General features: G+C 54.3%; 20 protein-coding genes. 10 read left to right on the top strand and 10 right to left on the bottom strand.

The genetic code is table 11. From position 1 onward, the window contains the following. Positions 1-13 precede the first annotated feature (13 nt). Positions 14-757: an endonuclease/exonuclease/phosphatase family protein gene (locus tag ACR0EZ_RS20560; RefSeq protein ID WP_480616554.1), complete on the bottom strand. Its 744-nt coding sequence runs from the start codon at positions 755-757 to the stop codon at positions 14-16. An 89-nt stretch (positions 758-846) separates the two neighbouring features. Between ACR0EZ_RS20560 and ACR0EZ_RS20565 the strand changes: the two genes are divergently transcribed. The 3 genes from ACR0EZ_RS20565 (at position 847) to ACR0EZ_RS20575 (ending at position 3,868) form a co-directional block, all read left to right on the top strand. Beyond that, entirely contained in the window at positions 847-1,464 is a 618-nt protein-coding gene (locus ACR0EZ_RS20565) for a YceI family protein (RefSeq protein WP_480616555.1), read from the top strand. A gap of 342 nt (positions 1,465-1,806) precedes the next feature. Further along, positions 1,807-2,214 carry a sugar dehydrogenase complex small subunit gene (locus ACR0EZ_RS20570; protein ID WP_480616556.1) on the top strand — a complete coding sequence of 136 codons (408 nt, stop codon included), beginning with the start codon at positions 1,807-1,809 and terminating at the stop codon, positions 2,212-2,214. Continuing rightward, positions 2,183-3,868 carry a GMC family oxidoreductase gene (locus tag ACR0EZ_RS20575; protein ID WP_480616557.1) on the top strand — a complete coding sequence of 562 codons (1,686 nt, stop codon included), beginning with the start codon at positions 2,183-2,185 and terminating at the stop codon, positions 3,866-3,868. Before ACR0EZ_RS20570 ends, ACR0EZ_RS20575 begins: the two co-directional genes overlap by 32 nt. Positions 3,869-4,171: 303 nt before the next feature. Here ACR0EZ_RS20575 and ACR0EZ_RS20580 read toward each other — a convergent pair whose 3' ends face one another. Both ACR0EZ_RS20580 and ACR0EZ_RS20585 read right to left on the bottom strand, forming a co-directional pair. Beyond that, complete coding sequence (locus tag ACR0EZ_RS20580; protein WP_480616595.1) at positions 4,172-5,170, bottom strand: methyltransferase; 999 nt, start codon at positions 5,168-5,170, stop codon at positions 4,172-4,174. A 302-nt stretch (positions 5,171-5,472) separates the two neighbouring features. Further along, positions 5,473-6,402 carry an AEC family transporter gene (locus ACR0EZ_RS20585; RefSeq protein ID WP_480616558.1) on the bottom strand — a complete coding sequence of 310 codons (930 nt, stop codon included), beginning with the start codon at positions 6,400-6,402 and terminating at the stop codon, positions 5,473-5,475. A 527-nt stretch (positions 6,403-6,929) separates the two neighbouring features. Here ACR0EZ_RS20585 and ACR0EZ_RS20590 point away from each other — a divergent pair. After that, the gene (locus ACR0EZ_RS20590) at positions 6,930-7,751 is read left to right on the top strand and encodes an IS110 family RNA-guided transposase (protein WP_480616596.1); all 822 of its coding nucleotides are present in this window, start codon (positions 6,930-6,932) and stop codon (positions 7,749-7,751) included. Positions 7,752-7,998: 247 nt separating this feature from the next. Here ACR0EZ_RS20590 and ACR0EZ_RS20595 read toward each other — a convergent pair whose 3' ends face one another. Then, entirely contained in the window at positions 7,999-10,578 is a 2,580-nt protein-coding gene (locus ACR0EZ_RS20595; RefSeq protein ID WP_480616559.1) for an ATP-binding protein, read from the bottom strand. A gap of 251 nt (positions 10,579-10,829) precedes the next feature. Between ACR0EZ_RS20595 and ACR0EZ_RS20600 the strand changes: the two genes are divergently transcribed. Further along, a complete protein-coding gene (locus ACR0EZ_RS20600; RefSeq protein ID WP_480616560.1) occupies positions 10,830-11,402 on the top strand; it encodes a hypothetical protein in 573 nt (190 codons plus the stop codon). A gap of 45 nt (positions 11,403-11,447) precedes the next feature. Further along, positions 11,448-11,720: a DUF4242 domain-containing protein gene (locus ACR0EZ_RS20605; RefSeq protein ID WP_480616561.1), complete on the top strand. Its 273-nt coding sequence runs from the start codon at positions 11,448-11,450 to the stop codon at positions 11,718-11,720. 290 nt (positions 11,721-12,010) lie between these two features. On the opposite strand, the gene ACR0EZ_RS20610 is transcribed toward ACR0EZ_RS20605, so the two are convergent. Then, positions 12,011-12,922 (bottom strand): LysR family transcriptional regulator, encoded by a 912-nt coding sequence (locus ACR0EZ_RS20610; protein ID WP_480616562.1) that lies wholly within the window; start codon positions 12,920-12,922, stop codon positions 12,011-12,013. An 89-nt stretch (positions 12,923-13,011) separates the two neighbouring features. Here ACR0EZ_RS20610 and ACR0EZ_RS20615 point away from each other — a divergent pair, with 89 nt between their 5' ends. The 3 genes from ACR0EZ_RS20615 (at position 13,012) to ACR0EZ_RS20625 (ending at position 17,578) form a co-directional block, all read left to right on the top strand. Continuing rightward, the gene (locus tag ACR0EZ_RS20615) at positions 13,012-14,025 is read left to right on the top strand and encodes a TAXI family TRAP transporter solute-binding subunit (RefSeq protein ID WP_480616563.1); all 1,014 of its coding nucleotides are present in this window, start codon (positions 13,012-13,014) and stop codon (positions 14,023-14,025) included. 122 nt (positions 14,026-14,147) lie between these two features. Then, complete coding sequence (locus tag ACR0EZ_RS20620; RefSeq protein ID WP_480616597.1) at positions 14,148-16,007, top strand: TRAP transporter permease; 1,860 nt, start codon at positions 14,148-14,150, stop codon at positions 16,005-16,007. After that, positions 16,004-17,578 (top strand): sulfatase family protein, encoded by a 1,575-nt coding sequence (locus ACR0EZ_RS20625; protein WP_480616564.1) that lies wholly within the window; start codon positions 16,004-16,006, stop codon positions 17,576-17,578. Before ACR0EZ_RS20620 ends, ACR0EZ_RS20625 begins: the two co-directional genes overlap by 4 nt. Before the next feature lie 410 nt (positions 17,579-17,988). Here ACR0EZ_RS20625 and ACR0EZ_RS20630 read toward each other — a convergent pair whose 3' ends face one another. The 4 genes from ACR0EZ_RS20630 to ACR0EZ_RS20645 form a co-directional block, all read right to left on the bottom strand. Further along, positions 17,989-18,648, bottom strand: coding sequence for an FMN-dependent NADH-azoreductase (locus ACR0EZ_RS20630; protein ID WP_480616565.1), 660 nt, complete (start codon positions 18,646-18,648; stop codon positions 17,989-17,991). A 285-nt stretch (positions 18,649-18,933) separates the two neighbouring features. Then, positions 18,934-19,860 carry a transcriptional regulator GcvA gene (gcvA, locus tag ACR0EZ_RS20635; protein ID WP_480616566.1) on the bottom strand — a complete coding sequence of 309 codons (927 nt, stop codon included), beginning with the start codon at positions 19,858-19,860 and terminating at the stop codon, positions 18,934-18,936. A 203-nt stretch (positions 19,861-20,063) separates the two neighbouring features. After that, positions 20,064-20,468 carry a DUF4345 domain-containing protein gene (locus ACR0EZ_RS20640; RefSeq protein WP_480616567.1) on the bottom strand — a complete coding sequence of 135 codons (405 nt, stop codon included), beginning with the start codon at positions 20,466-20,468 and terminating at the stop codon, positions 20,064-20,066. Positions 20,469-20,496: 28 nt separating this feature from the next. Then, positions 20,497-21,324 carry a Rossmann-fold NAD(P)-binding domain-containing protein gene (locus tag ACR0EZ_RS20645; RefSeq protein ID WP_480616568.1) on the bottom strand — a complete coding sequence of 276 codons (828 nt, stop codon included), beginning with the start codon at positions 21,322-21,324 and terminating at the stop codon, positions 20,497-20,499. A 137-nt stretch (positions 21,325-21,461) separates the two neighbouring features. Here ACR0EZ_RS20645 and ACR0EZ_RS20650 point away from each other — a divergent pair, with 137 nt between their 5' ends. Continuing rightward, positions 21,462-22,469 (top strand): AraC family transcriptional regulator, encoded by a 1,008-nt coding sequence (locus ACR0EZ_RS20650; RefSeq protein ID WP_480616569.1) that lies wholly within the window; start codon positions 21,462-21,464, stop codon positions 22,467-22,469. Here the strand turns inward: ACR0EZ_RS20650 and ACR0EZ_RS20655 are convergent. Next, positions 22,436-22,909: a GNAT family N-acetyltransferase gene (locus ACR0EZ_RS20655; protein WP_480616570.1), complete on the bottom strand. Its 474-nt coding sequence runs from the start codon at positions 22,907-22,909 to the stop codon at positions 22,436-22,438. The genes ACR0EZ_RS20650 and ACR0EZ_RS20655 overlap by 34 nt on opposite strands. Between the last annotated feature and the right edge of the window lie 51 nt (positions 22,910-22,960).

The raw sequence follows: 22,960 nt of genomic DNA on the forward strand, positions 1-22,960 counted from the left end.
GGCAAACAACCGCTCAATCTGTTTTTCCAAGCTTAACTGTGCCAGTCAAAGGCAAGTGATCCGAAGCGCGCATCAAAACCTCTGATCTTAGTGCCTTAACCTCTGAAACCGTGCCGGGCATATCCGTCAAGATTCTGTCCAGAGGTAAGAAAGGTGCGCGGCTTGGAAAACTGGCTCGGGTAGGTCCCTGAAAGGCTGTTCCTACGATCCGTCGATGAAACATCAAACCACCCCAAGGCCGCCATTCATTGAAATCGCCCAGCATGAGTGTTTGCATCGTTGGACGACGATGTAGGTACTGCCCGATGATGCGCATTTGGATAACGCGAAGCGGTTGCGATAGGGACAGATGCATCGTCATGATGCGCAACCAAAACCCATCGACCAGCGCTTCAACCGACAAGGCACCCCGGTGGCAATGGCCCGGTAGATCGATTACATCTGCATGGGTACGCTGAAATCTATCACTTAGAAACAGGATGCTTCCCAGAAATCCATCACTCTGACTGCCCCAACGCAAGGTGGGCGCCTCTTGCGTGTAAGTTAGCCTCGTAAGTTCGGAGATTTTTTGCACGTCAACAATTCGGGCGTGCGGTCGACATTCCTCATCTGCTTCTTGTAACGCCAAAACGTCCAATCTCAACGGAACCAGCTCGGCCTCGATCGCACCAACCACGCGGTTTGGATCGATCTGCCCATCGGATCCTTTGGCGCGATGAATGTTCCATGTCGCACAACGAATTGTAGAATTGCTCATGTTTTTTACGGCCTTTGCAGGATTGCAGCCTATATTCCTCACAACCTTGGTTACCACTCGGAGGTCTTCGAACTATGGCTTTTGTGCGAATGAAAACCGTTTCTGGCAAGTTTGGCATTGCAACTCAAACGATCGCAGCCTCGGCAGCACTCTTTACATGCGCAATAGCGGCCAACGCCGATATGGCGCGGTATGAGCTCGATCCAACGCACACGGCAATCTATTTCACGATTGATCACATCGGCTACGCAAAAACCCTCGGCGTGTTCACGGATGTGACGGGCAGTTTCATTTACGATACCGACACACAAGAGCTGAGCGACGTCGAGGTCGTGATCCAGGCGGCATCCGTCAACACGTTCAACGAGGCACGGGACGATCATGTTCGAAACCGAGACTTCCTGGATGTGACGTCATATCCCGAGATCACATTTGTTGCTAATGGCGGCAATCCTACTGACACCAACAGTGGCACAGTAACCGGAGAGCTGACGGTATTGGACCAAACTCTGCCAATAACACTCACCGTGACGCTTAACAAAGTTGCGGAATACCCGTTCGGTCATAAACGCAAGGTCTTGGGACTATCGCTCTACACCTCCATATTGCGCAGTGAGTTCGGAATGGATTACGGAGTCGCAAACGGGCTTGTCGGCGATAAAGTAACGATCAATATCGAAACGGAAGCAATCAAGGACGACGATTGATTTCGGTACATGACTGGTGTGTTGGCCAGCAAATCGATCCTGTAGACAGCATACTGCCTGGCTTCGATGAACGGCCCATTGCCGACCTTGAGCGCAGTCTTCGAATGCTGAGTTTGCAGCCCGCTTTGCTGGCATTCGCTGCGGGTGCACTTTCTCGGCTTTGACCGTTGACTGCTTTTGCGGACCAAACCAAACATCCGAGCGAGAATACTGAATATCTGGATTTCCTTTGACGCGTACGAGTCACAGTTTCAGTACATCGTCGAAACTTTCTATGCGGGCAGTCTGCAGGTATGGTGAGCGAGATGATGCATGGTTTGGGCTTTGGTTGACGGAGGCTTAATGGTGTTCTTTGACCGACGTGGCTTTGTGATCTGTGGTGTGGCAGCCCTGGCTTCGTGGAGCGGGCTGCGCCTGCATGCTGCGCCGAGCATTGATGCCGATGGCTTTCTGGTACTATCGAAAAAGCTATTGCAGCGCGAAGACCTGGACCCGGATGTTGCCGCGAAGTTCTTGCAGGGCTTTTTGGCGATCGGGGATGGCGAGGGCCTGCATGCTCTTTCAGAGGGTCAACCGCAACCGGAGCTTGAAGCAAGGATACTCACGGCGTGGTACACGGGGATTTCCCCCGATCCCTCAAATCCCGAAGCGGTGACCTACGGTACTGCGCTGGTGTGGCAAGCCATGTCTTATACAAAAGCACCCGGGTTCTGCGCTGTTGAAGATTGGAGCGAAGCTCCCGCTCTCTGAGCACACTGAAAGGAGAAGCTCCGTCGCTACTGCAGTCGATATCGAAGCGGACATTTTGGTCATCGGCTCTGGCGTTGCCGGGGCGCTTACCGCGTCCGAATTGGCATCACAAGGCCTGCGTGTCGTCATGTTTGAGACAGGTCCGCGTATCGAACGCGATGAAGCCTACAGTAAATTCCTGAGTGCTGCCGTGAAAGACTTGGCAAGCCCTTATCCCGCGGGCACGGCCCCATCCTACAAAAACGCCGAGGGGCAGGAAACGATTTACCGCCAGACCGGCCCGCAGTCTTTCCAATCAGACTATCTCAGGGCAGTTGGCGGTACCACCTGGCATTGGTTGGGCAGCATACCAAGATTTCTGCCGCAGGACTTTAGGCTTCGCACGACCTATGGCTTGGGAGAAGATTGGCCGATCAGTTACGCGACATTGGAGCCCTACTATGGGTGGGCAGAGCGCGAATTGGGGGCGTCCGGCGACAGTGACAACAATCGCGGATCGCCGCGCTCCACCCCGTATCCTATGTCCCCGATCCCACAGTCCTACAGTGACCGGAAAGTCGCTACGGCGCTGACAGGAACCCGGTATGAGTTTTCGGCCGTGCCACAGGCGCGCAATTCAATCTCTCATGACGACCGGCCCGCTTGTTGCGGAAGTGCGTCCTGTATTCCTCTGTGTCCGATTCAGGCAAAATATGATGCGACGGTCCATGTAGCCAAAGCCGAAGCTGCCGGTGCGGTCCTTTTCCCTGAGACAACGGCGACTATGCTTCATCTTGATGAAACCGGGATCATCAAGTCGGTCGAATTTCGGCGTTCTGATGGGACCGGCGGCCAAGCGCGTGCAAAGATTGTTGTGCTCGCCGCCAACGGCATCGAAACGCCGAGGCTGATGCTGAATTCCGCGCAAGAGCGCGCCGCCGGCGGGCTAGCTAACTCATCCGATCAGGTCGGTCGAAATCTGATGGATCATCCGGTGAAACTCAGCTGGGCCATGGCGCCAGACCCTGTGTGGCCGTTTCGAGGTCCGCTCATCACCTCAACATGTGACACTCTGAGAGATGGGGCGTTTCGAACCGACCACGCGGCGCTTTTGATTGAAATCGGCAATCAGGGTCAGGCGTGGTCCAGGAACGCGCCCGCCTCGAATGTACAGCATCTCATCGCCAAAGGGTTACGGGGCGCAGCGTTGGATCAAGCAATCTTCGACGTAACTTCGCGACAGATCGAAATATCCTCCATGGTCGAGCAACTTCCGGTCCCGGAAAACCGTGTAACCGTGGATCCGGACCGCCGTGACAAAAACGGTGTGCCTGAAGTCAGTATCTTTTTCAGCATCGACCCCTACACCGAAGCCGGGCTTAAGGCGGCCGAGGCTGCGCATACAGACATCTTCAGCGCGATTAGCGCGTCCGAAATTGGCCATGATCCCGTGGCAAGAGGTGCGGGCCACATTATGGGTACGGTACGGATGGGCACTGATCCAAAGACAGCCGTATTGGACGAGGACTTGCGCAGCTTCGATACCACCAACCTTTTCGTCGTGGGGTCCGCTGTTTTTCCCTCTGGCGGTACAGCCAACCCGACACTGACAATTGCGGCCTTGGCGCTTCGGACATCAGAAGCGATTTCTGCACAACTGGCTCAAATGGACTAGGGTCAACCCGCCAAGCCGCATTGAACCTGTTCGCCCCGGATTTTTTTCAGGCTGGAAAACCCGCAGTGAGAATACAGGCGATGCCCTGCGAGGGCCCTGGGCTGCGGCGAAGTAAAGGCGCGCCACCGCAAGCGCCAGATAGCACCAAAACGATAGCTGTTGGTTGAGGTGGCATTGTTCTACAAGTTCTTACTCGAAGGGCACGTTCCCAGGAACCAACTACTGCGGTCGATTGATCGCGTTTTTGCCAACGGGCACGGGCCAGGGTTCAGGTGACATACTGTCGTCGCCACAATTGGTCGTTCATTTGTACGCCACCACTGCGCGTGTGATACCGGTTAGCGAATAAGTTTCAAACCGTTTGAAGCCGACCTCTCGCGCCCAGGTTTCGAACTCCGCAGCGCTGAAATCAAAGGCGCGGTCGCCGAACTCCATCAACATGGTCAGAGACATGAACAACCCATAGGTGTTTTCACGCCGTGCGTCGTCGATGAGGGCTTCAATCACGACAAGGGCACCGTCAGGCGGAAGCGTCTCATATGCCTTTTGGATCAGGTGATGTTTCTGCTCCAGATCCCAATCGTGCAGGATCATGCCCATGGTGATCACATCGGAAGGTGGAAAACGATCCTTGAAAAAGTCGCCAGACACGCATGTTATGCGGTGTTGAAGATTATCTTCCACCACGCGTCTCTGAGCGATTGCAGTGACCTCAGGCAGATCGAACGAAGCACATTTCAGGTGACCGTGCGCCCGGACCAACAGACGCGAAAGCAGCGCGTCCGCACCACCGATATCTGTCACGCTATGATAGTTTTCAAAAGGAAAGACGCGCGCCAATTCCTTGAAAGCATGCAGCGACGATCCGTTCATGGCCGCCATGAAGGCTTCCAGCCGCGCGGGGTCGGCGTAAAGCGTTTCAAAGAAACCGGTTTCCTTGCATTTGCTTTCGTTCTGAGCTTCGCCCGTCTGCGCGGCTTCAAAGATCGTATCCCAGTATCGATAGTTGCGCTTGTCCCAAAGCTCGAGGATTCCGCCAATGTATCCGGGCTTTGCGGGGTCAAGATATGCCGCTGTTTCGTCGGTATTGCTGTAAACGGCGCTCGGCCCATCGCCTGTACGGTTGAGAAGCTTCACCGAGACGAGCAAATCCAACATATCCATAGCCGGGCGCTCCCGCAGGTTATAAACCGCGCGGATCTCGGACAGTGTCATGCCACCTTGCGCCAACCGACCGAACAGGCCAGCCCCGGTTGCTGCCAGCAAAACACGCGACACCCCATAGCCCGACGCGACGGTCATAATGTGATCAAGCGTCGGTTTGGTCACTCTTGCCTCCCATTGGTGCGTTCGCCGCTCGCCAAAGCACACTTCTACCACGTAAGGGTGTTCATTCCTGTTTCCAAAAGCTCATTTGGGTCAAACACATTGATACTTCGACTAGAAAGCAGAAAACCACCAATCGTTTAAATGATACCCGAATTGCGTCCAGATCAAATGTTGGCCAAGCATGACATGCTTTAATTCAAAACCGAAATCCAGCTTAATGCTTTGATGCTGTAGTCGCGGTCTATATTGTAACCGTTCGCTCCACCTATGTGGCGTCACAACGCAATCAGGCCAACAATGGGGATCGCAAATAGCCCAACAGCATAAGTGGCTATTAAAAGGGCCGATGCAGTCGCCGCGTCACACCCATATCGTGCAGCGATCACAGCCGCCAAAGCGCCCGACGGCATAGCCGCTTCGATAATTAACATGTCTTTTTGAAACTCGGTCAAACCAAGCGCCGTCGCAAAGGCTGCCGCGACTGCGGGCTCGAGGATTAGCTTCAATCCACATACCAACAAAAGTAACCCGGCGATCTCCCGGAATGAGATGGGCTTCAACATGAGGCCGATTGTAAATGCGACCAGAAAAGTCAGTGAGTCGCTCGCGATTCTCAGCACACTTGCTAGCAAATTCATGACCTTGTGATCTGGAGCCAGGTCTAAGGACGAAACCAGAACTCCCAGAACAAAGGCTATGAAGATGGGAGATCGAACGAACGCCTTGGTTGCATCGATCACATCCGGGCCATCTTCTAAATCAGTGCCAAAATAACTGGCGATCGCGACACCAAACGTGAAAAGCGGTAGGACGACGCCAACTTCCCCCATGATAACAAGCTGGCTCATCACCTCTGTGTTTTCGCCAAATATGCCGTGGACCAGTGAGTAGCCCAGCGTGGATGTGCTTCCAACTCCTGAGACCAGGATTACTGAGCCTAAGACAGGGCGCTCCAACCGCATCCACCGGCCTACTACCCAAGCCACCACCATTACCAAAGCGATCGAAACGAAGATGACAAAGGCGAGCTTAAGATTGCCTAAGTTGAAGGGCTCTCTACTAAGATTGGCAAAAATCAACGCAGGCAGAGCAAAGTCTGTAACTAGGCGCGCAAACACACCTTGTTCTTGTGCTTGAATGACATTCTTTTGCCGGAACCAGATCGCGGCCCCAACTAGGGCAATCATCACGATGAACGAGTCCAACAGACTTTCAAATTGCACTTGTTACACTACCCATCCTCAAGCACATAACGTTCGCTCGACCGTAACCCAGAGTGAAACGACGAGCCAACCCCCGAGATCAGCCCCATGATTTCGAACACTGGTGCTGGCTTGAAAACGAACCTCCGTGTCGCAGGCGGCCCAGAGCAGACCTTCATTGTGCGATCCAACGCTGCGGCGCAGCTTCCGGAAAGCTGACATGGCGTATCTGCTGAACATTCGGCTTCAAGGGTATTGAGAGCGGCTATTGTCGTATCTCGAAAACCTTTAGCTGAAGGAGAGACAACCATGAAAAACTATGTTGGCTTAGACGTGTCCCTGACCAATTGCGCAGTGTGTGTTCTGCAAGAGGATGGCCCGCGCGTTTTCGAGGGTGAGTGCTCGACTGACCCGGATGAGATCATCAAGACGGTTTATCTACAAGCTGGCTGCGTTGAACGGATCGGCATGAGTCTGGGCCGCTGTCCATTTGGCTCTCACGCGAGCTTGATCGCCGTGGCGTGCCGGTGGTGTGTATTGACGCCCGTGCGGCACACAAAGCTCTGTCGGCACGTATGAACAAGTCAGATCGCTCGGATGCGGAGGCGTTAGCTCAGTTGGCGCGAACCGGCTGGTATCGCGAGGTACATATCAAGAGCGAGAACAGCGACCGGCTGCGCCTGCTCTTGTCAGCCCGCGAACGCCTGGTTCGCATCCGCATGGACATCGAAGGTCAGGCGCGCGGCATTTTGAAAACCTTCGGCGTCCGTCTTGGCGTTGTGCGTAAAGGACGGAGCCGACGCGACTTCCGCGATCAACTCAGCGAGATTGTTTCCGGTGATCCGATCCTCGAGGTCGTATTCGCATCGCTGATCAAGGTGCATGAAACAGTCTGCCATGAGACCACCGACCTTGATGCCGAGATCCAGAAATATGCAAAGGATTGCCCGCTGGCACGGCGCCTGACAAGCGTGCCTGGGGTTGGGCCTATCGTAGCCCTGAGCTTTATTGCCACCATAGATCACGCAACACGTTTCCGGCGTGCGGTGGATGTCGGTGCGTATCTAGGATTGACGCCGAGACGCTACCAATCAGGCGAAACCGATTGGTCCGGTCGCATTTCTAAACGCGGTGACCGAAGCATGCGCAAATTGCTTTATGAGGCTGCGAACATACTCATCCAGCGGGTCGCAAAGTTCAGCCTGTTGAAGGGTTGGGCAATGCGGCTTGTGCAACGCAAAGGGCTCAAAAAGGCGACGGTCGCGACTGCGCGCAAGATGGCGGTCATCCTGACACGGCTTTGGCGAGATGGAACCGAGTTCGCCTGGACAAAGGAGGCTTTGCCCGCATGATTTGAAACACAGAGATCCGCAAACTGTGGAAACTGGTCCTATCGGGACGGAGACTGGATGACCTCGTGATGCAAAGTCGATGCACCTCACCGGGTGACTTCGCAGCGGACTTCCAGAAGGCATTCCGTCACCAACGCCATTGTGGGGCAGTTCGTTCCACCCCGGAGAGAACCATGAGCCCGATGCGACCTAATTCTGCCCTTGAAATCAAAACCGCAGATAGAGAACTTTGCCAATGATCGCGTATTTACAGATCGAGCTCTCCGCTGCCGACCTTTGCAGCAGCTTCGGCGCGCGTTCGGACGCCCAGTTTTGCGAGAATTGCGGAGACATGATGGTCAACGGTTTTGGCCGAGATGTACAGTTGATCTGCGATAGCTGCATTGGACAGGCCATCTTGCAAGCAATCCAAAACGTCCATTTGACGTTTTGTCAGACCGGCTGGGTTGTTGCGTGTGGACGCGCGCGGGTTTGACGCTGCGCGAACCCCTGAGCGCGACAGCGTGGCACCCACACGTCGCGCGGCTACCGAAGCGCCGAGGTTGGTGAAGAGTTGGACTGCACGCTTGCGCAATGCCAGGTCGCCCTGAGCAAGACAGAGAGCGTGTTCGTAAGTTGCAGACCGGCAAGCCCAAGCCTCGTCGGCGCCGGCGAAGTCCCCTTGTATCTCAAGCCTGTGGCAGTCAAGGAACCCTTCGAACGACGGAGGGACGTGCTCAGGGTCGAACCGCTTGAGCCAAAGATGACAGGTTTGCACGACGTCCGGTATCGGAGCCCACTCGATCGACTTTCTCAGAAGCCCGATGGCGTTTTCCTGACCGTCCCCAGTCATCCAAGCGTGTTCTGCCATGCATTCTGCATAGGGTATGAGACGCTGTAGTTCGGTCTGATCGGAACGAAACGTATCGAGATAAGCGATCTCATTTTCGTCTAAGCTCGCACCCGTTCGAACCTGGTACTTCAGTATGGCCACCGATCCGGAGTGTCGATAAAGGCCGACATCGAAGTTGTTTGCTCGGGCCAGGGCTGCGTTCGCGGAACGCCCTGCGCCCTCAAGCTCGCCCAAACCCAACTCGGCCAATGCAAGCGCACCTATAAGATAGGCCCAATAGCCATCGAGTTCATGAGATTTGCAATAGAAAACTCCCCGCGTCGCGAAGGCCTTCGCCTTGTCGAACTGACACAGATACATCTCGACATATGTCGCGTTTACGAAAGCACGGGCTGCGTGATCAACATGCCCAATGTCGAGCGCCAGTTTCAGGCTGCGGTCCATCTCACGCCTCGCACGAGATGGGTCGGTGAACTGCAGAGCGCAGGCGAGATTATTGAGAGCGTGGCTCAATATGTCAGATCGATAGAGATCCTCGGCAATTTCAATTGCGGCTTCGGCTGGCTCACGCACCAAGTGGTACTCTCGGTTCAGCATGTGAACCTGAGCTACATTTGAATATGCCATTGCCAGTTCAGGGCCATCCAAGGTCTGCAGGACTTCGACCGCTGCTCGGGCATCGCGTCGTGCCGGCTCGAACTCTCCTGCTGACCAATGAAAACGCGACCGCAGTCGGAGACCGTTGCCCTTACGTAGCCGATCACCGTTTGCAACGTGAATGTCCAAAGCCCGGTTCTGGTAATCAATCGCATCGGAGTCGACGCCAACAAGATAGCAAGCATAGGCCGCGTCTTCGAGAAGACTGGCAGGGGCGCTGGTTCCTAATACATCGACGGCCAGGCGATAAAATTCCTGCGCTTCGCGGCGGGCACCAAGCTTTGCTGCTTCATCCGCAGCCTCGACCGCGAGCTGGCGCACTGCCCTGTCGTTTTGGGCCTCGCGGGCATGATACAAGAGGCGCGACGGTGTCGTTTCGCCTTGTGCTTCAAGGAGTTCAAGCAGCCTTTCATTCAGTTCCATTCTCCGGTCAGGACGCATCTCGGAGAGGATGGCGCGGCGCGCTAGAACGTGCCGAAACGAGACTAGAGCGCCTTCTCCAACCAGAAAACCGCCGTCGATGCAGGTGTCTATCGCGCTGGTGACATCGCTTGCGAGTAAGTCACTTAGCAACGCGCGGCTCACGCTTCTTGGAAAGATGGCAACGGTTTCAAGCACATTCCGCGCCGCATGAGACAGGCGATCTGCGCGGGCGAGCACTGCCTCCAGCACTGTCGGCGAAGCATCATCGTCACCAGCGTAAAGCAGCTCTGTCACAAAAAAGGCATTACCGGCGGTCACTGCGTTTAATCTTTGCGGATCCTTGCCCGCCTCAATCGCCAGCCGCGCCACGGTCGCCTCAGAGATGGGCTTCAAGTCAATGCGCCGCACATCTTGAGAGACGGCATCGCCTATGATCCGCCGAACGTTTGTGCGCCCTTTGGCTTCGTCTGTCCGCGCGGTGAGGACAATCATGACCCTTGTTCCAGCAACCCGTCTTGTCAGGTATCGAAGAAAATCGACCGTCGCGTCATCAGCCCAATGAACATCCTCGACAAAGATCACAGTCGGCATCGACTGTGCGATTGCTCTTTGGAGCACTTCAGAGAAAGCACTCAAGCGTTCATTAGAGTCACTCAGGCTCTCAGGCAGATCGACGCCTGTTTCCCGAGCCAGGTCGCGAAGAACGCTGAGGGGTTCGGCAATCCCAAGATCGTCACAGAACCCGCTTAGCGCCCGAATGTCGGTACCAGCGCCATTCAGAAAGGCACGCACGAGGCTGGATTTTCCAATTCCCGCCTCTCCCAGTACAGCGACCACAATCCCTTGGCCGCGTCTAGCGCGGTCTAGAAGTGTTGAGAGCTCTGAAAGCTCCTTTTCGCGTTCAACCAATTCCATAGGCGACTTTCCGAAAGGAATACTAGCGCCCATTCAAATAAATAGGGACCGAAAAATAGGGAACGGTGAAACGGAAAATAGGGAAGCTTCCCGACGCGATGGTATCAAAGACCTGCGAGATTGAGGGAAGCCAAAAACCAAGTTCAATCGAATTGGAGCTGCAGATGCTGAAAGAATTTCCAAAAACCCATTTGCGCCGACGCATGCTCGGCGGACCTTTGGCCCGAAAACCCCTACGCCTCAAACTTGCCATGCAGCGGCAATACACATCACTTCTGGACCGTGAAATCGCAGCCGCGTCTGGCGAAATCGTGCAGGAGCGGGAAGACTGGGTGGATGCTTTTGTCGATTACGGCCACGTCATAAGTTTTGACAAAGGCGAGACGCGCGCGATCCGCGCCTTGGCGATGCATGACGGGACCCTGTTCTGGCTTGTGCGGAAAACCGGCACGGCCAGAGGATTCCATTCAGACCGCCCGGACCCGCTTGCAGCCATCGAACAGGCCGAAGCCGCATGGCGAGCCCGCAAACTTGTGCGCCGAAACTGGGAAGCTGTTCAGGAGTTGGCCCGCGACCTCCTGTTAGGCCGGAGACGCTTCCGTGTCCGGCTCGAGGATGCGCATGCGTCACCTCTCTGCTCGATGGGCATCGCGGCGTTTATGCGCCGGATGCGCATATCGCAAATCACTGAAACCCCCGGCTGGTTCGCGGCGGTCCTCATGCGGATCGATCCACAGGTCGGCTTTGTGATCCATCAGGCATACCTGAGAGAAACGCGAAGCACCGAGCTTTCGGGAATGGTTGGTTTGTCCACCGCGCCCTGAACACCTTTCACGAAACTCAAACAAACCCGAAGAAGGAGAAGACCAATGAAGAAGTACGTTATCGAACGCGAGATCCCCGGCGTCGGCGACATGAACGAAGGAGAAATCAGCGGAGCGGCAAAAGCATCGAACGACGCGCTCGACAAGCTCGCGCCCAAGGTTCAATGGCTTCACTCATATGTCACGCGGTCAAAGACATTCTGCATATACCTTGCTGAAAATGAACAAGCGATCCACAAACACGCCGAACTCTCTGGCTTCCCGGCCAACGCGGTGACAGAAGTATCCCAGATCATTGATCCAACAACGGCGAGTTGAAGCCCACGGTGTGGGGCTTTGGGAAGCTTTTGCGATGACTGACACCTCGACAGGTGATCGCTGGGGCCGCTTGCAAGGGCGGCCCAAAGCCGACCTTGAGCATCGCGTTCAAACGGTGCGTCTGCAGCCCGCATTGCGGACATTCGTTTCGTCCACAAAACTTGACACCAGTTGAACCAACGGTGCTTGTGACAAAACGGGTTGTGCAAATTGCTCGAGAATTATTTCGGAGTAAAAGAATACGCTTTTTGCAAAACGCAGATAGTGCGGTCTCGTAAAACGCTCCAAGCTCAGACAGGAAAATGAACTGCAAGCGATTTCTTGAGTGTGTGTAAGAAGCGATCTTCAATTCTGCTTGCGGAAACTCCTGCGCGCCGAATGACCCCTAGAGGCCGATGAAATTGCTGATGATCGAAATTCAAAAAGAGCAGTCGGTCTTCCAAGTATGGTGCGGTCGTCGCCCTCGGCATAGTCGTAATCAAATCGGTTTCGGAAACGATCTCCAGGACGGATCGAATGGAGTCTGTTTCGCAGCCGATCCGCATGGAGCGAACACCTGAGGCAATCATGGCTGCTTCGGTTTGTTGACGCAGCAAACTCCCCCGAGAGTGCGCAAGCCAAATCTGCACTTCGAGATCTGACGCCATGACCCGTTTAAGAGCGGTCAGGGGATGACCTGTCCGACACATTACCGCGACACCGTCGTCGATGAGTTCTTCGAACTCCAGTCCATCCACAGGTTCAGCCAAGCTTTCAGGACCGAACACGAGGTCGACTTCACCTCGCTCGAGCAACGTCCGAAGTTCATGAACAAGCCCAGTTCTGATTTCGACACTGCAATTGGGATTTGCCTTGATAAATTGCGCCAGAGCATCGCTTAGGAAACGCCCTGAAACGATCGGAGGCGCGCCAATTCGCAATTCACCGATCGAGCCATTCGTAGACTGGTCTGCAAGAATACCGGCTTGCTCTTCCGCCAATCGGATGGCCAACCCGTTTCGCGCCAGTCTAAGTGCCAAATTGTTTGGAATAGACCGCCGCCCCACTTTCTGAAAAAGCTGTGTACCCAGTCGATCCTCTAACGCTTTCATGTTCCGGCTAAGTGCTGGCTGCGTGGTACCCAACCGGCTTGCGGCAGACTGATAGGAACCGGCTTCGACGATAACAGAGAGCTGGGCGAGATGCTTGGGGTCAAGTTTCATATCTAATTGTTATGTATAAGGCATAAAGTTTGATTATTCCATATAGTTTTATACTGCTAAATTAGTCAGCAATTGACTGGGAGGAGTCCATGTTTCTATTCAAATCGTTGGGTCGTACGCTTGCGGCGGCGACCTTTGCTTTCGCGGCCGCAAATGCCGGATCGGCTGAGATATTCAAAGGAGAGACAGCAGGTGTTGGTGATCCGGTCCACACAGTGTTCGTTGCGTTCTCGAACCAAGCGGGTAAGTCCGGTGTCGAAATTCAGGTCAACGCAGGTCAGACACTGACCAAGTCGATGCTGAGGGGCGCAAAAGGTGAGATCGACTTTTTCTCGACCGTGCCATCGTTAGTCAATCTCATGGCTGGCCAAAAACGGATGTACGAAAAAGTCGAGAGTGCGCCCGAACTCTCCAAGAACATCCGCGCAATCCTTGGTTTCAAGGCTGGAGCTTATCACCCTGTTACGCTGGCAGGTTCAGGGATTGAAACTTGGGACGATATCAAAGGTAAAACCGTTTTCACAGGGCCGCCGGCCGGGTCTGCATCGGCGACGTCTGAGGCGTTGATCAAGAACATCACAGGCTATGTTGCTGGAGAAGACTACCAAGCAGTGCGGCTCGGCTGGGGCGAAGGCTATGCAGCACTTGCCGACGGTAAAATAGATATGATGGTACGGCCTGCCGAGATCGGTTCCGCCAACATTGAACGCTTTGGTCTGTCGGGTGAATTCCGCGTCCTGTCCATCCCCGAGGATAAAGTTTCCAGCGACGAAATGCAGGCGCTGTTCGGACGACCGGGCCGAGGCATGATGCAATTCAATGGCGACGTCTACAAAGGGCAACTGACCGACGGCGAGATTACAGCCTTGGGCTTTACACAGTTTGTGGGTACACACGCGGATGTTTCCGACGACGTGGTTTACAACGCCACCAAGGCCTTTTGGGAAAATTTGGACGAAGTGCACGCAACCGCGTTCTTCCTCAAGGACGTGACCAAAGATACGGCCTTTACTTCGATCAACGTGCCGCTGCACCCCGGTGCCCTGCGTTACTACGACGAAGCCGGCTTCGAAGTTCCAGACGACCTTCGCCCCGGCTCCTAAGGCTTACATCAGGCCAACGCACTGGCCTGGCGTATCCCCTTTCCTTTTGGATGAGAGATGCTCCGATGACTGATGCGGCTTCCATCACCCGTGTCTCAATGAGACTATTCGCCCTGGCCTCGATGGCCGCGTGCTGTGCACTCGGCCTGATCACACTCTACTCATCCGGCGTGGGTTTGATCGACCCCAAGATTCACCGGGCCGCCGGTTTTGCGCTAGCCCTGATCGTTGCCGTTGCGGTCTCGCAAAAGCGTCAGTCGATCTATGGGGAGCTAAGCAGCGCGCGTGTCCTGATCGATATCGCCCTAATCGTTGTTGGGATGTGGGCGATCTGGTCTTTCTATTTCGTACAGACCGAGATGGAAACGGCGCTTTACGACGTGACTACGAAAGATGCATGGCCGGCGTTGGCAGGATTGGCAGTATTCCTTGAACTGTGCCGCCGCCTTTGGGGATGGGGATTGTTTGCGGTTGGCACGCTTGGCGTCATCTACCTTTTGTTTGGGCAGGACTTACCGGGCATTATGGCGCATGCGGGTTTCTCTCTAAGAGAAGTTGCCGAGGCGCTTTGGTACAACACCAACAAGGGCGTGTTCGGTTCGATCACAAACATCGTTCTCAGCACCGTATTCGTGTTCATCATTTTTGGGGTGTTGCTCGAAGGAACCGGTGCTGGCGACACTCTTCTGAAATTCGCTTTCCTTGCCACCAGGCGTACACGTGGCGGTCCGGCGCACGCCGCCATTCTAGCATCGTCCATGTTTGGCACGATGTCGGGGTCAACAGTGGCCAATATCGTGGGTACCGGTACATTCACTATCCCAATGATCAAGAAACGGGGCTTTTCGCCCACATTTGCAGCTGGGATCGAGGCCACCGCCTCTTCCGGAGGGCAAATCATGCCGCCGATCATGGGCGCAGCAGCTCTGGTCATGGCGGATTTGACCGGCGTTGGGTACCTGAACATCATTATCGCTGCCTTGTTCCCGGCACTGTTTTACTATTTCAGTTTGTTTGCTGCCGTGACGGTTGAGGCGCGCCGTCAAGGTATCGAGGTTCAACCCATGACCGTTGACGATCAGATCACCCGCACAGACCTCATAAACTCCGTCCTGTTCGTCGGGCCTATTCTTGTCGTGATCGGTTCTCTGCTAGCGGGATTGTCCACCTCTGCCGCAGGATTCTACGCCGTTGTGGTTCTCCTGGTATTGTCTGCGATCAACCCAGAAGTTCGAGCCGATCCAAAGCGTATCTGGGATTCGTTTCTCAAAGGTGCGGAATCGGGCGCACTGCTTTTGATCGCCATCGCCGCAATCGGTATTCTGGTCGGGTCGCTCGACAGCACCGGCCTTGGCCTCAAACTGGCCAATGTTATTGCTACGATCCGCGGAGAAAGTCTGTTCTCGGCGCTGCTGGTCGCGATGGTAGGGGCTCTGGTTCTTGGGATGGGCATGCCCACACTACCCGCTTATCTGATTATCATACTTGTGATGGGCCCTGCCATTCAGGAACTGGGTGTTTCGATGCTGACCGCGCACATGTTCGTCTTCTATTACGGCGTTGCCTCATCCCTGACACCCCCCGTTGCCATCGCGGCCTATGCAGCAGCCCCTATCGCGCAGGCCAATCCTTTGATGACAGCCTTCATGTCGTTCCGGCTTGGCATGGCAAAGTTCATCATACCCTTTGTCTTTGCTTTCTATCCGACCATCCTGATTATCGAGCAATTCAGTCTATTTCCTTTCCTTTGGATCGTTGCTCGCACCTGCTTTTGCATTTGGCTATTCTCATCGGCCTTGTCGGGTTTCGACAGACGCAAGCTGACCATCCCTGAAATCGTTGTGCGTTTTGGTACTGCATTTGCCTGCCTCGCGACTGATCCGTTGATCCAGGTTCTGGCCATCGGCATCGGAATGGCGCTGGTCGCATATGACTTCATGGCAGGTCGATCCACGCCCGAAACTTCAAAGGCATCCCAATGAGCAAACGACCAAATTTCCTGTTCATCATTACGGATCAGCATCGAGCGGATCACTTGGGCTGTTATGGCAATGACACTGTTCAAACACCCAACATCGACAGTCTCGCGGCGAAAGGCACGCGCTGGGATAGGTTCTATGTTGCCAATCCCATCTGTATGCCCAACCGCGCATCCATTATGACCGGGCGCATGTGTTCAGTGCATGGTGCACGCCACAACGGCATTCCCCTGTCAAAGGATCACACCACCTTTGTCGAGCTTTTGCGCGATGCCGGGTACAACACCGGTCTGATCGGCAAATCCCACCTACAGAGTTTTACCGGTTTGCCCGCCACTAATCAGTTCGAGCCACAGGACGGTTTGACAGCACCATCCGTCGCTCTGCGGGACGCCTACAAAAACAACAGGCATTCATCTGACTACGATCTTGAAGTCGCGCCCAAATGGGACAGACCGCTGTCCGAGCGTTTGACAGGCGATTTTTACGGGTTTGATCATGTAGAGGTTACTGCCGATCACGGCGACCAGGCCTCGGGTGACTATCTGCTGTGGGCCCGTACACAGCGGCCTGACTTTGATAATTTGACCGGTCCTGACAACGCGTTGCCGAACAATCGGATCAAAGCGCCTCAAGCCTGGCGGACAGCTGTGCCAGAAGAACTTTACTCCACCTCATGGATTGCCGATCGGACCGAAGCCTGGCTAACCGAACAGGCACAGCAGGACGCGCCATTCTTTCTGCAAATGTCTTTCCCGGATCCGCATCACCCGTTCACACCGCCTGGGCGGTATTGGGATATGTATGATCCGGCAGAGATGGCGTTGCCCCTCTCGTTTGGTCATGGTGATCTGCCACCGATCAAAGCCATGAAAGAGGCGATGGCACAGGGAACAGATCCGCGTGACAGCCAGAACCCTTTTGCTGTCAGCGAGGATGAGGCTCGCGCGATTATAGCGCTAACCTATGGGATGATCACCATGATCGATGATGCCATCGGTCGGGTGCTGGCCCGGCTTGAGGCATTGGGGCTGGCAGAAGACACTGTGGTGATTTTCACCTCGGATCACGGCGACTATATGGGCGATCACGGGCTGATGCTAAAGCTCTTGCTGCACTACCAAAGCATCATCCGCGTACCGTTCATCTGGAAAGACCCCAAAGCAAATCAGGCTGTAGTTGATACCGGCTTAGGTTCTTCGATCGACATTGCAGCAACAATTCTGTCCCGCGCGGGCATACAAGCCTTTAATGGTATTCAGGGGCGCGATTTGCTCACATCAAAGCCCCCAAAGGCCATTCTTGTTGAAGAGGACAGCCAGCGAACAATGACCGGTTTCGATCGGCCACAGCGAGTGCGAACTGTGGTAACGGACAGATACAGAATGTCACTGCGCGAGGGTGAAGATTGGAACGAACTTTACGACTTGGAAAATGACCCTCACGAGTTGCGAAACTTGTTCGACGATCCATCAGCAGAAATAAGTAGTGTTCGCCAAAGTGTCATGGAAACGATGCTTCGAAGAATGATAACCTTGCAGGACCGGGCACCTCTTCCTGCATATCGTGCCTAAAATCGCTGATAGAAATCAAACGGCCCAGAGCCGACCTTGAGCGACGGCGCCCGATGCTGCGAGTGCAGCCCGCTTTCCGGACATTCGCTGCGAAAGCAAAATACACGCAAATCGAATTGGCGAAACGCGAACAAATCTGCCGTTAAAACACAGCATAGCAAAGTCCGCCTTTGAACCTGGAGTTCGAATACGGAGATGTTGTTTCAAGAGATTGGTTTAAACTGTCTGCCAATCCGAAATGAAGGTTTACAACCACATTCGCTGCCGTTGTGAAATTATAGCGACTTGAACCACTCAAGTAAGGGCGCAGGACATAACCACTTGCTTCACACACCTTGAGCTGTGATCAGTTGGGAATTTAGAACCTCTTCGTTTCGTCAGGTTCTACTTTCCAAAAAACTGGCCCGCGACTAGGCTAGCTCACGAGCAATGTGACGTGCCTGGGCCCGAGCTGAGGCGACCGAGGCTTCGTGACGCTCATCAGCGAATTCCTGGTACTCGGCCGCAGCTTCAAACATGCGTTCTGCTCCCAGGTACTGGCGCAATGTGCTGATGTGCGCAGAAAGGTGACCCGAGTCATGGCGAACCCCACCGTCCTCAAAACCGAATTCACCAGCCGAGGTCAGCAGCACCAGGGTTTTGCCTGACATGATCGGTTCCAGAGGGAAGTCGCCACGCGCCAAATCAAACGTAAATGTCTTATTGATCCGGATGATCTGATCAAACCAAGCCTTCAGGGCTGCGGGCATGCCGTAGTTGTACATGGGCGTCGAAATCAGCAGGATGTCGGAGCGGTCGAGTTCGTCAATCAGCGTGTCAGACAAGCTAACCAAAGCGTTCTGTTCAGGAGTGCGTTCCTCTTCCGCAGTGAAAACGGACGCGATCCAATCGTTGGAAATAAAATCCGGCGGGGTCACTCCGACGTCACGCAGAATGATTTCGACGTCCGGATCAACCGTTTTCCATTCTTCTACGAAACTATCCGCCAAAGCGCGGGAAATGGAGTTATAGGCCGAAACGGGGTTGTCTGTGCGGCGTACGCTGGCGTCAATTCTCAGGATTGTGGTCATCTTGTCACCTAGTCAGTTTGCAATGAACCATTCAAAGGTGAAGCCAGGGGCGCGCAGGTACAAATGAAGAGAATTCTGAATAGAGTGAACTGACCTCAGCCATCTCTAATCGCCAAAAATTCCCTTTAAGATGAGACGCCGTCGCAAGTACATCCGCGTCCCTGTTGGGAAAGGCTAAAACTTTGCATGCGCAAAAACTCCTGATTAGGGGTTTAGAAACGCATGCTTCTCGGCAATTTAGAAATGACAAAAATTCAAGCGAAGGATTAGATCGTTGCGAACGCGCTAAGCTTCAAAAAACCTTTGACCAACGGCGCCGTCGCGAAACTCATCCGCTTGATCCAATAGCCATTCCCGGAACACACGAACGCGTGCACGATTGGCGTAAGTTTCCGGGCAGACGAGAAAATAGCTCTTGTTCTTCAATGCAGTGTCAAAGGGGGCGACCAGCATATTGCGTTCCAGAAAACGCGCGGCGGCCAAAAGGCTGACCAGGGCCACACCATGACCATCGCTTGCCGTCAGCAAGCAGATGTGTTCGTCGGAATAGGTGACATAGGGCTCGACATCGCCAGTCTGCAAGCCAGCCGCGTCCATCCAGCGCTCCCAACTCGGATCCGCATCGGAAAACCCGCTCCATTGGTATTCGATCAGACGAGATTTCAGAAGATCTTCGGTGGAACTCAGTGACTTCGCCTTTTCCACGCTGCAGACAGGGGCTACCCAGTCATTCAAGACCCAAGCCACATTGCTGTCAGGATAATCGCCAAAGCCATACCGAATGGCCACATCCACATCGCTGGACTTGAAATCCACCAGCTGATCGCTTGACAGAACCCTTACCGAAATCTCCGGGTATTTCTCGTAAAAGCCTCGCAGCCGCGGGCTAAGCCAGTTGGCGGCAAAGGACCCGGTGGTTGAGATTGTCAATGTGCCCGCAAGGTCGTCTTCCTCCAACGCGAGAGAGGCAGCTTCGATGTTCTTGAAAGCCTCAATAATGTGGGGCGCGTAATTTGCCCCATCCTCCGTCAGTTTCAAGGCGCGGGTCAGCCGGTGGAACAGGGGCACCCCAAGTTGATCCTCCAGCGATTTGATCTGATGGGAAATGGCAGTCGGAGTGACGCATAATTCATCGGCGGCATCCTTGAAACTCAGATGTCGGCAGGCTGCTTCGAAGGCCTGAATGCTTTTCAACGACGGTATCTTCGCCATGACGCGCGGCTTTGCTCTCCTGATGCGACGCTATTTCGTCGCTCTACTCTAACCCGATTGCCAGTTGACATGTGGACGAAAATCTCACCGGTGAGGTGAAAACATCTAATTTGAGAAGATAGGGGACCAAGGTAGAGCTTTCGGTTCTTCATGTCCGTAATCTTCTGTGCGCGGACTGTGTCTGCTTTGCGGATAAAGCCGTCTCAGGCCGGCGCTGAAGATTTCGCATTTCCACCGACAACCCACAAACACAACACCGCAAGCAAAACCTCTATCGCAAATGCGGCAAGAATGTTTTCGGATGGCCAACCATCGAGGACGAAACTGATTGTCCTGCCCACGGCGAAAGCTGAGAAAACCGTAGCCCCAAGCAAGGCTGAGGCCTGGACCAACTTTTGGAAAAATGCTCCGCACAAAATGATCAGGCCAAGTACCGCGAGGTTTGCAGCAGGTGCACGCAACTCACTCATCAGGTTTGGCTGCGGCGAGAGTGAGATGCCGTAGTTGGCGTAGAAAGACTGTGGGTCCAGAGTGATGGCCAGACCTATGGCGAATGCAGTTAATCCGGACATGCCCAGGATAAGTCTGCCTCTAAGTTCAAGATTCATGTTTGTCTCCAATGTCCTTTGGCCTGGCTTAAGCGGCTTTGATCCACGCGCCAGACATTTCAGCTTTGTTTGCGAAGTCGGCGAAGTCGCGTGGCGCGCGTCCAAGCGCACGCTGGACCCCGTCCGCGAGGTTCGCATTGCGCCCGTCCAGCGTTTCACGCGCGATGTCCGTAATCACATCAGCAATCATCTCGCCATTCGCATGCGCGATTTCCGCGTGGAAGTCTTCGAATGAAATTGGCAGGTATTGCACAGCCCTGCCCATGGCGCGCGAAAGCTCTGCGGCCATGTCGGCAAACGTCATGAGACGTGGTCCCGTGACCTCGTACAGTTCGCCATCGTGTCCTTCTTCTGTCAAAGCAGCTACGGCAACATCGGCGATGTCGTCCACATCGATGATTGGTTCGCGTACATCGCCGGCGGGCATCGGCAAGACACCTTCCATGACCGGACCAAGCAAGGCCCCTTCAGAGAAGTTTTGCGCAAACCATGCTGCACGAACGATAGTGAACGGAACTCCGGAATTGCGTACGACTGCTTCCGCTCGTTCCGCATGAAACTCGCCACGCCCGGTTAGCAGCACAAAACGCCGTAGTCCCTTTTCACGAGCCAATGCTGTGAAGGCTTCGACTTGCTCAACCGCGCCTGGAAAAGCGATGTCAGGAAAGTAAGAAATATAGGCAGACGAGACGCCTTCCAGAATTGCGGGCCAGGTCTCCGGTTGATCCCAGTCAAATGGCGTTTCACTGTTCCGCGATGCGCGCCGGACTGCCTGCCCTTTTTCTTCCAGACGTGTCGCGATCCGCGATCCGGTTTTGCCTGTCGCGCCAAGTACAAGTATGGGTTGCTGTGTCATTAGTTATCTCCGTGAGTTCACTTGATGGCCCGATATTAGGCAATCAATAGAGATGTTCTATTCTTCATAATCCGATATTCTTATTCAATCGTCCAAAATATGTAGACGAAGAGCTAAATTTCAGCCAAGGTCCCTGCATGAACAAAGTTGAACCACATGTCCCTGACCCAGATGCACTGGCACAGCCGATCGGCGATCCGCTGGGGGAAATCCTCCATTTGCTGAAATTGACAGGTACATTCTATTGCCAGTCTCGCATGACTGCACCATGGGGCGTATCGATACCGGGATTTGCCGGCGTACTGAGCTTTGCGGTCATCACACACGGGCGGTGCTTGATGAAGGTCGGTGACGATGACCCGTTCGAGGTCGAAAAAGGCGATCTGGTCTTGATGACCAACGGAGCACCGGTCGGTTTCTTTAGCTCAGAAGACACTCCGCTTTTGACGCTGGAGGAGTTGCCCATTCGCAAGTTAACCGAGCTTTATGAAACACTGGAATACGGCGGCGGCGGCGCGGAGACGGGCATCATGTACGGCTTGGTCCGAATAGATCACACCGCCAGTGATATGTTGATGCGCTTGCTTCCGGATGTACTCAAAATCGACCCTTGGGAGGAAGACGCCGGAAGCTGGTTACAGGCAACTTTGCAATTCATCGCAAAAGAGGCGCGGGAATTGAGACCGGGCGGCGAAACCGTGATCACGCGACTGGCAGATGTGGTTGTCATTGAGGCCATTCGTCGTTGGCTGAACAGCGCACCCGATGCAGATCGAGGCTGGTTAAAAGCTGCGCGAGACCCGCAGATCGGGTGCACGATAGTCGCGATTCACCGTACGCCTGCTGCGGCTTGGACAGTCGAGTCCCTCGCGGAGGTTGCTGGTATGTCCAGATCCGCTTTCGCGGCACGGTTTACTGAGTTGGTAGGCGTTCCAGCAATCCAGTATCTTGCAACGTGGCGTATGCACCTGGCCAGCGAAAGGTTGGTGTCCACCGATCAACCTATCTCGCAGATTGCCGCTGACATCGGATACTTGTCAGAGCCTGCGTTCAACAAAGCCTTCAAACGGGTGTTTGGCGCACCACCGGGAAAAATCAGGAAGAACGGAGTTTACTCCGTATCCAGGCGAAACTTGAGAAACTGAGCATCTTCATATTCGATCTCGCCGATGTGTTTGGCACCGAGTTTCCGGAGCGCACCCAGATTTTTTCTACTTGGTGGCAGCAGAAACGTGACAAAGGGGATACGTTTGTCAGCAATCGCAAAGTCGATTGCCATTTTGGAAATCCGTTTCCCAAGGCCAAAGGCGTCGGGCCGCAAAACCAACCCAAAATCCCACTCGTCACCTTCTTTTTGAAAGCCCCCCCAACCAACATACCGACCGCCTGACAAAAACGCCCAATGTCCAAGACCGTCCCGTGTCCAGTAGCCCTCCTTCTTGGCGATAAAATCTCTTGCGACGTCAACATTCCATTTGAACGTCAAAAGCGGCATATGCTCTGCTACCCGAGGGTCGGACATATGAACCGCAATGTCATTCGGATCGATTTCCGAAAGGCGTGCAAATGAAATCCCATCTTTCATAATTATACTCTTTTAATGGCCCGAGCTGTCCCTTGGATGCAAAGTAATTAT

This window comes from Ruegeria sp. AK4 (assembly GCF_056541025.1).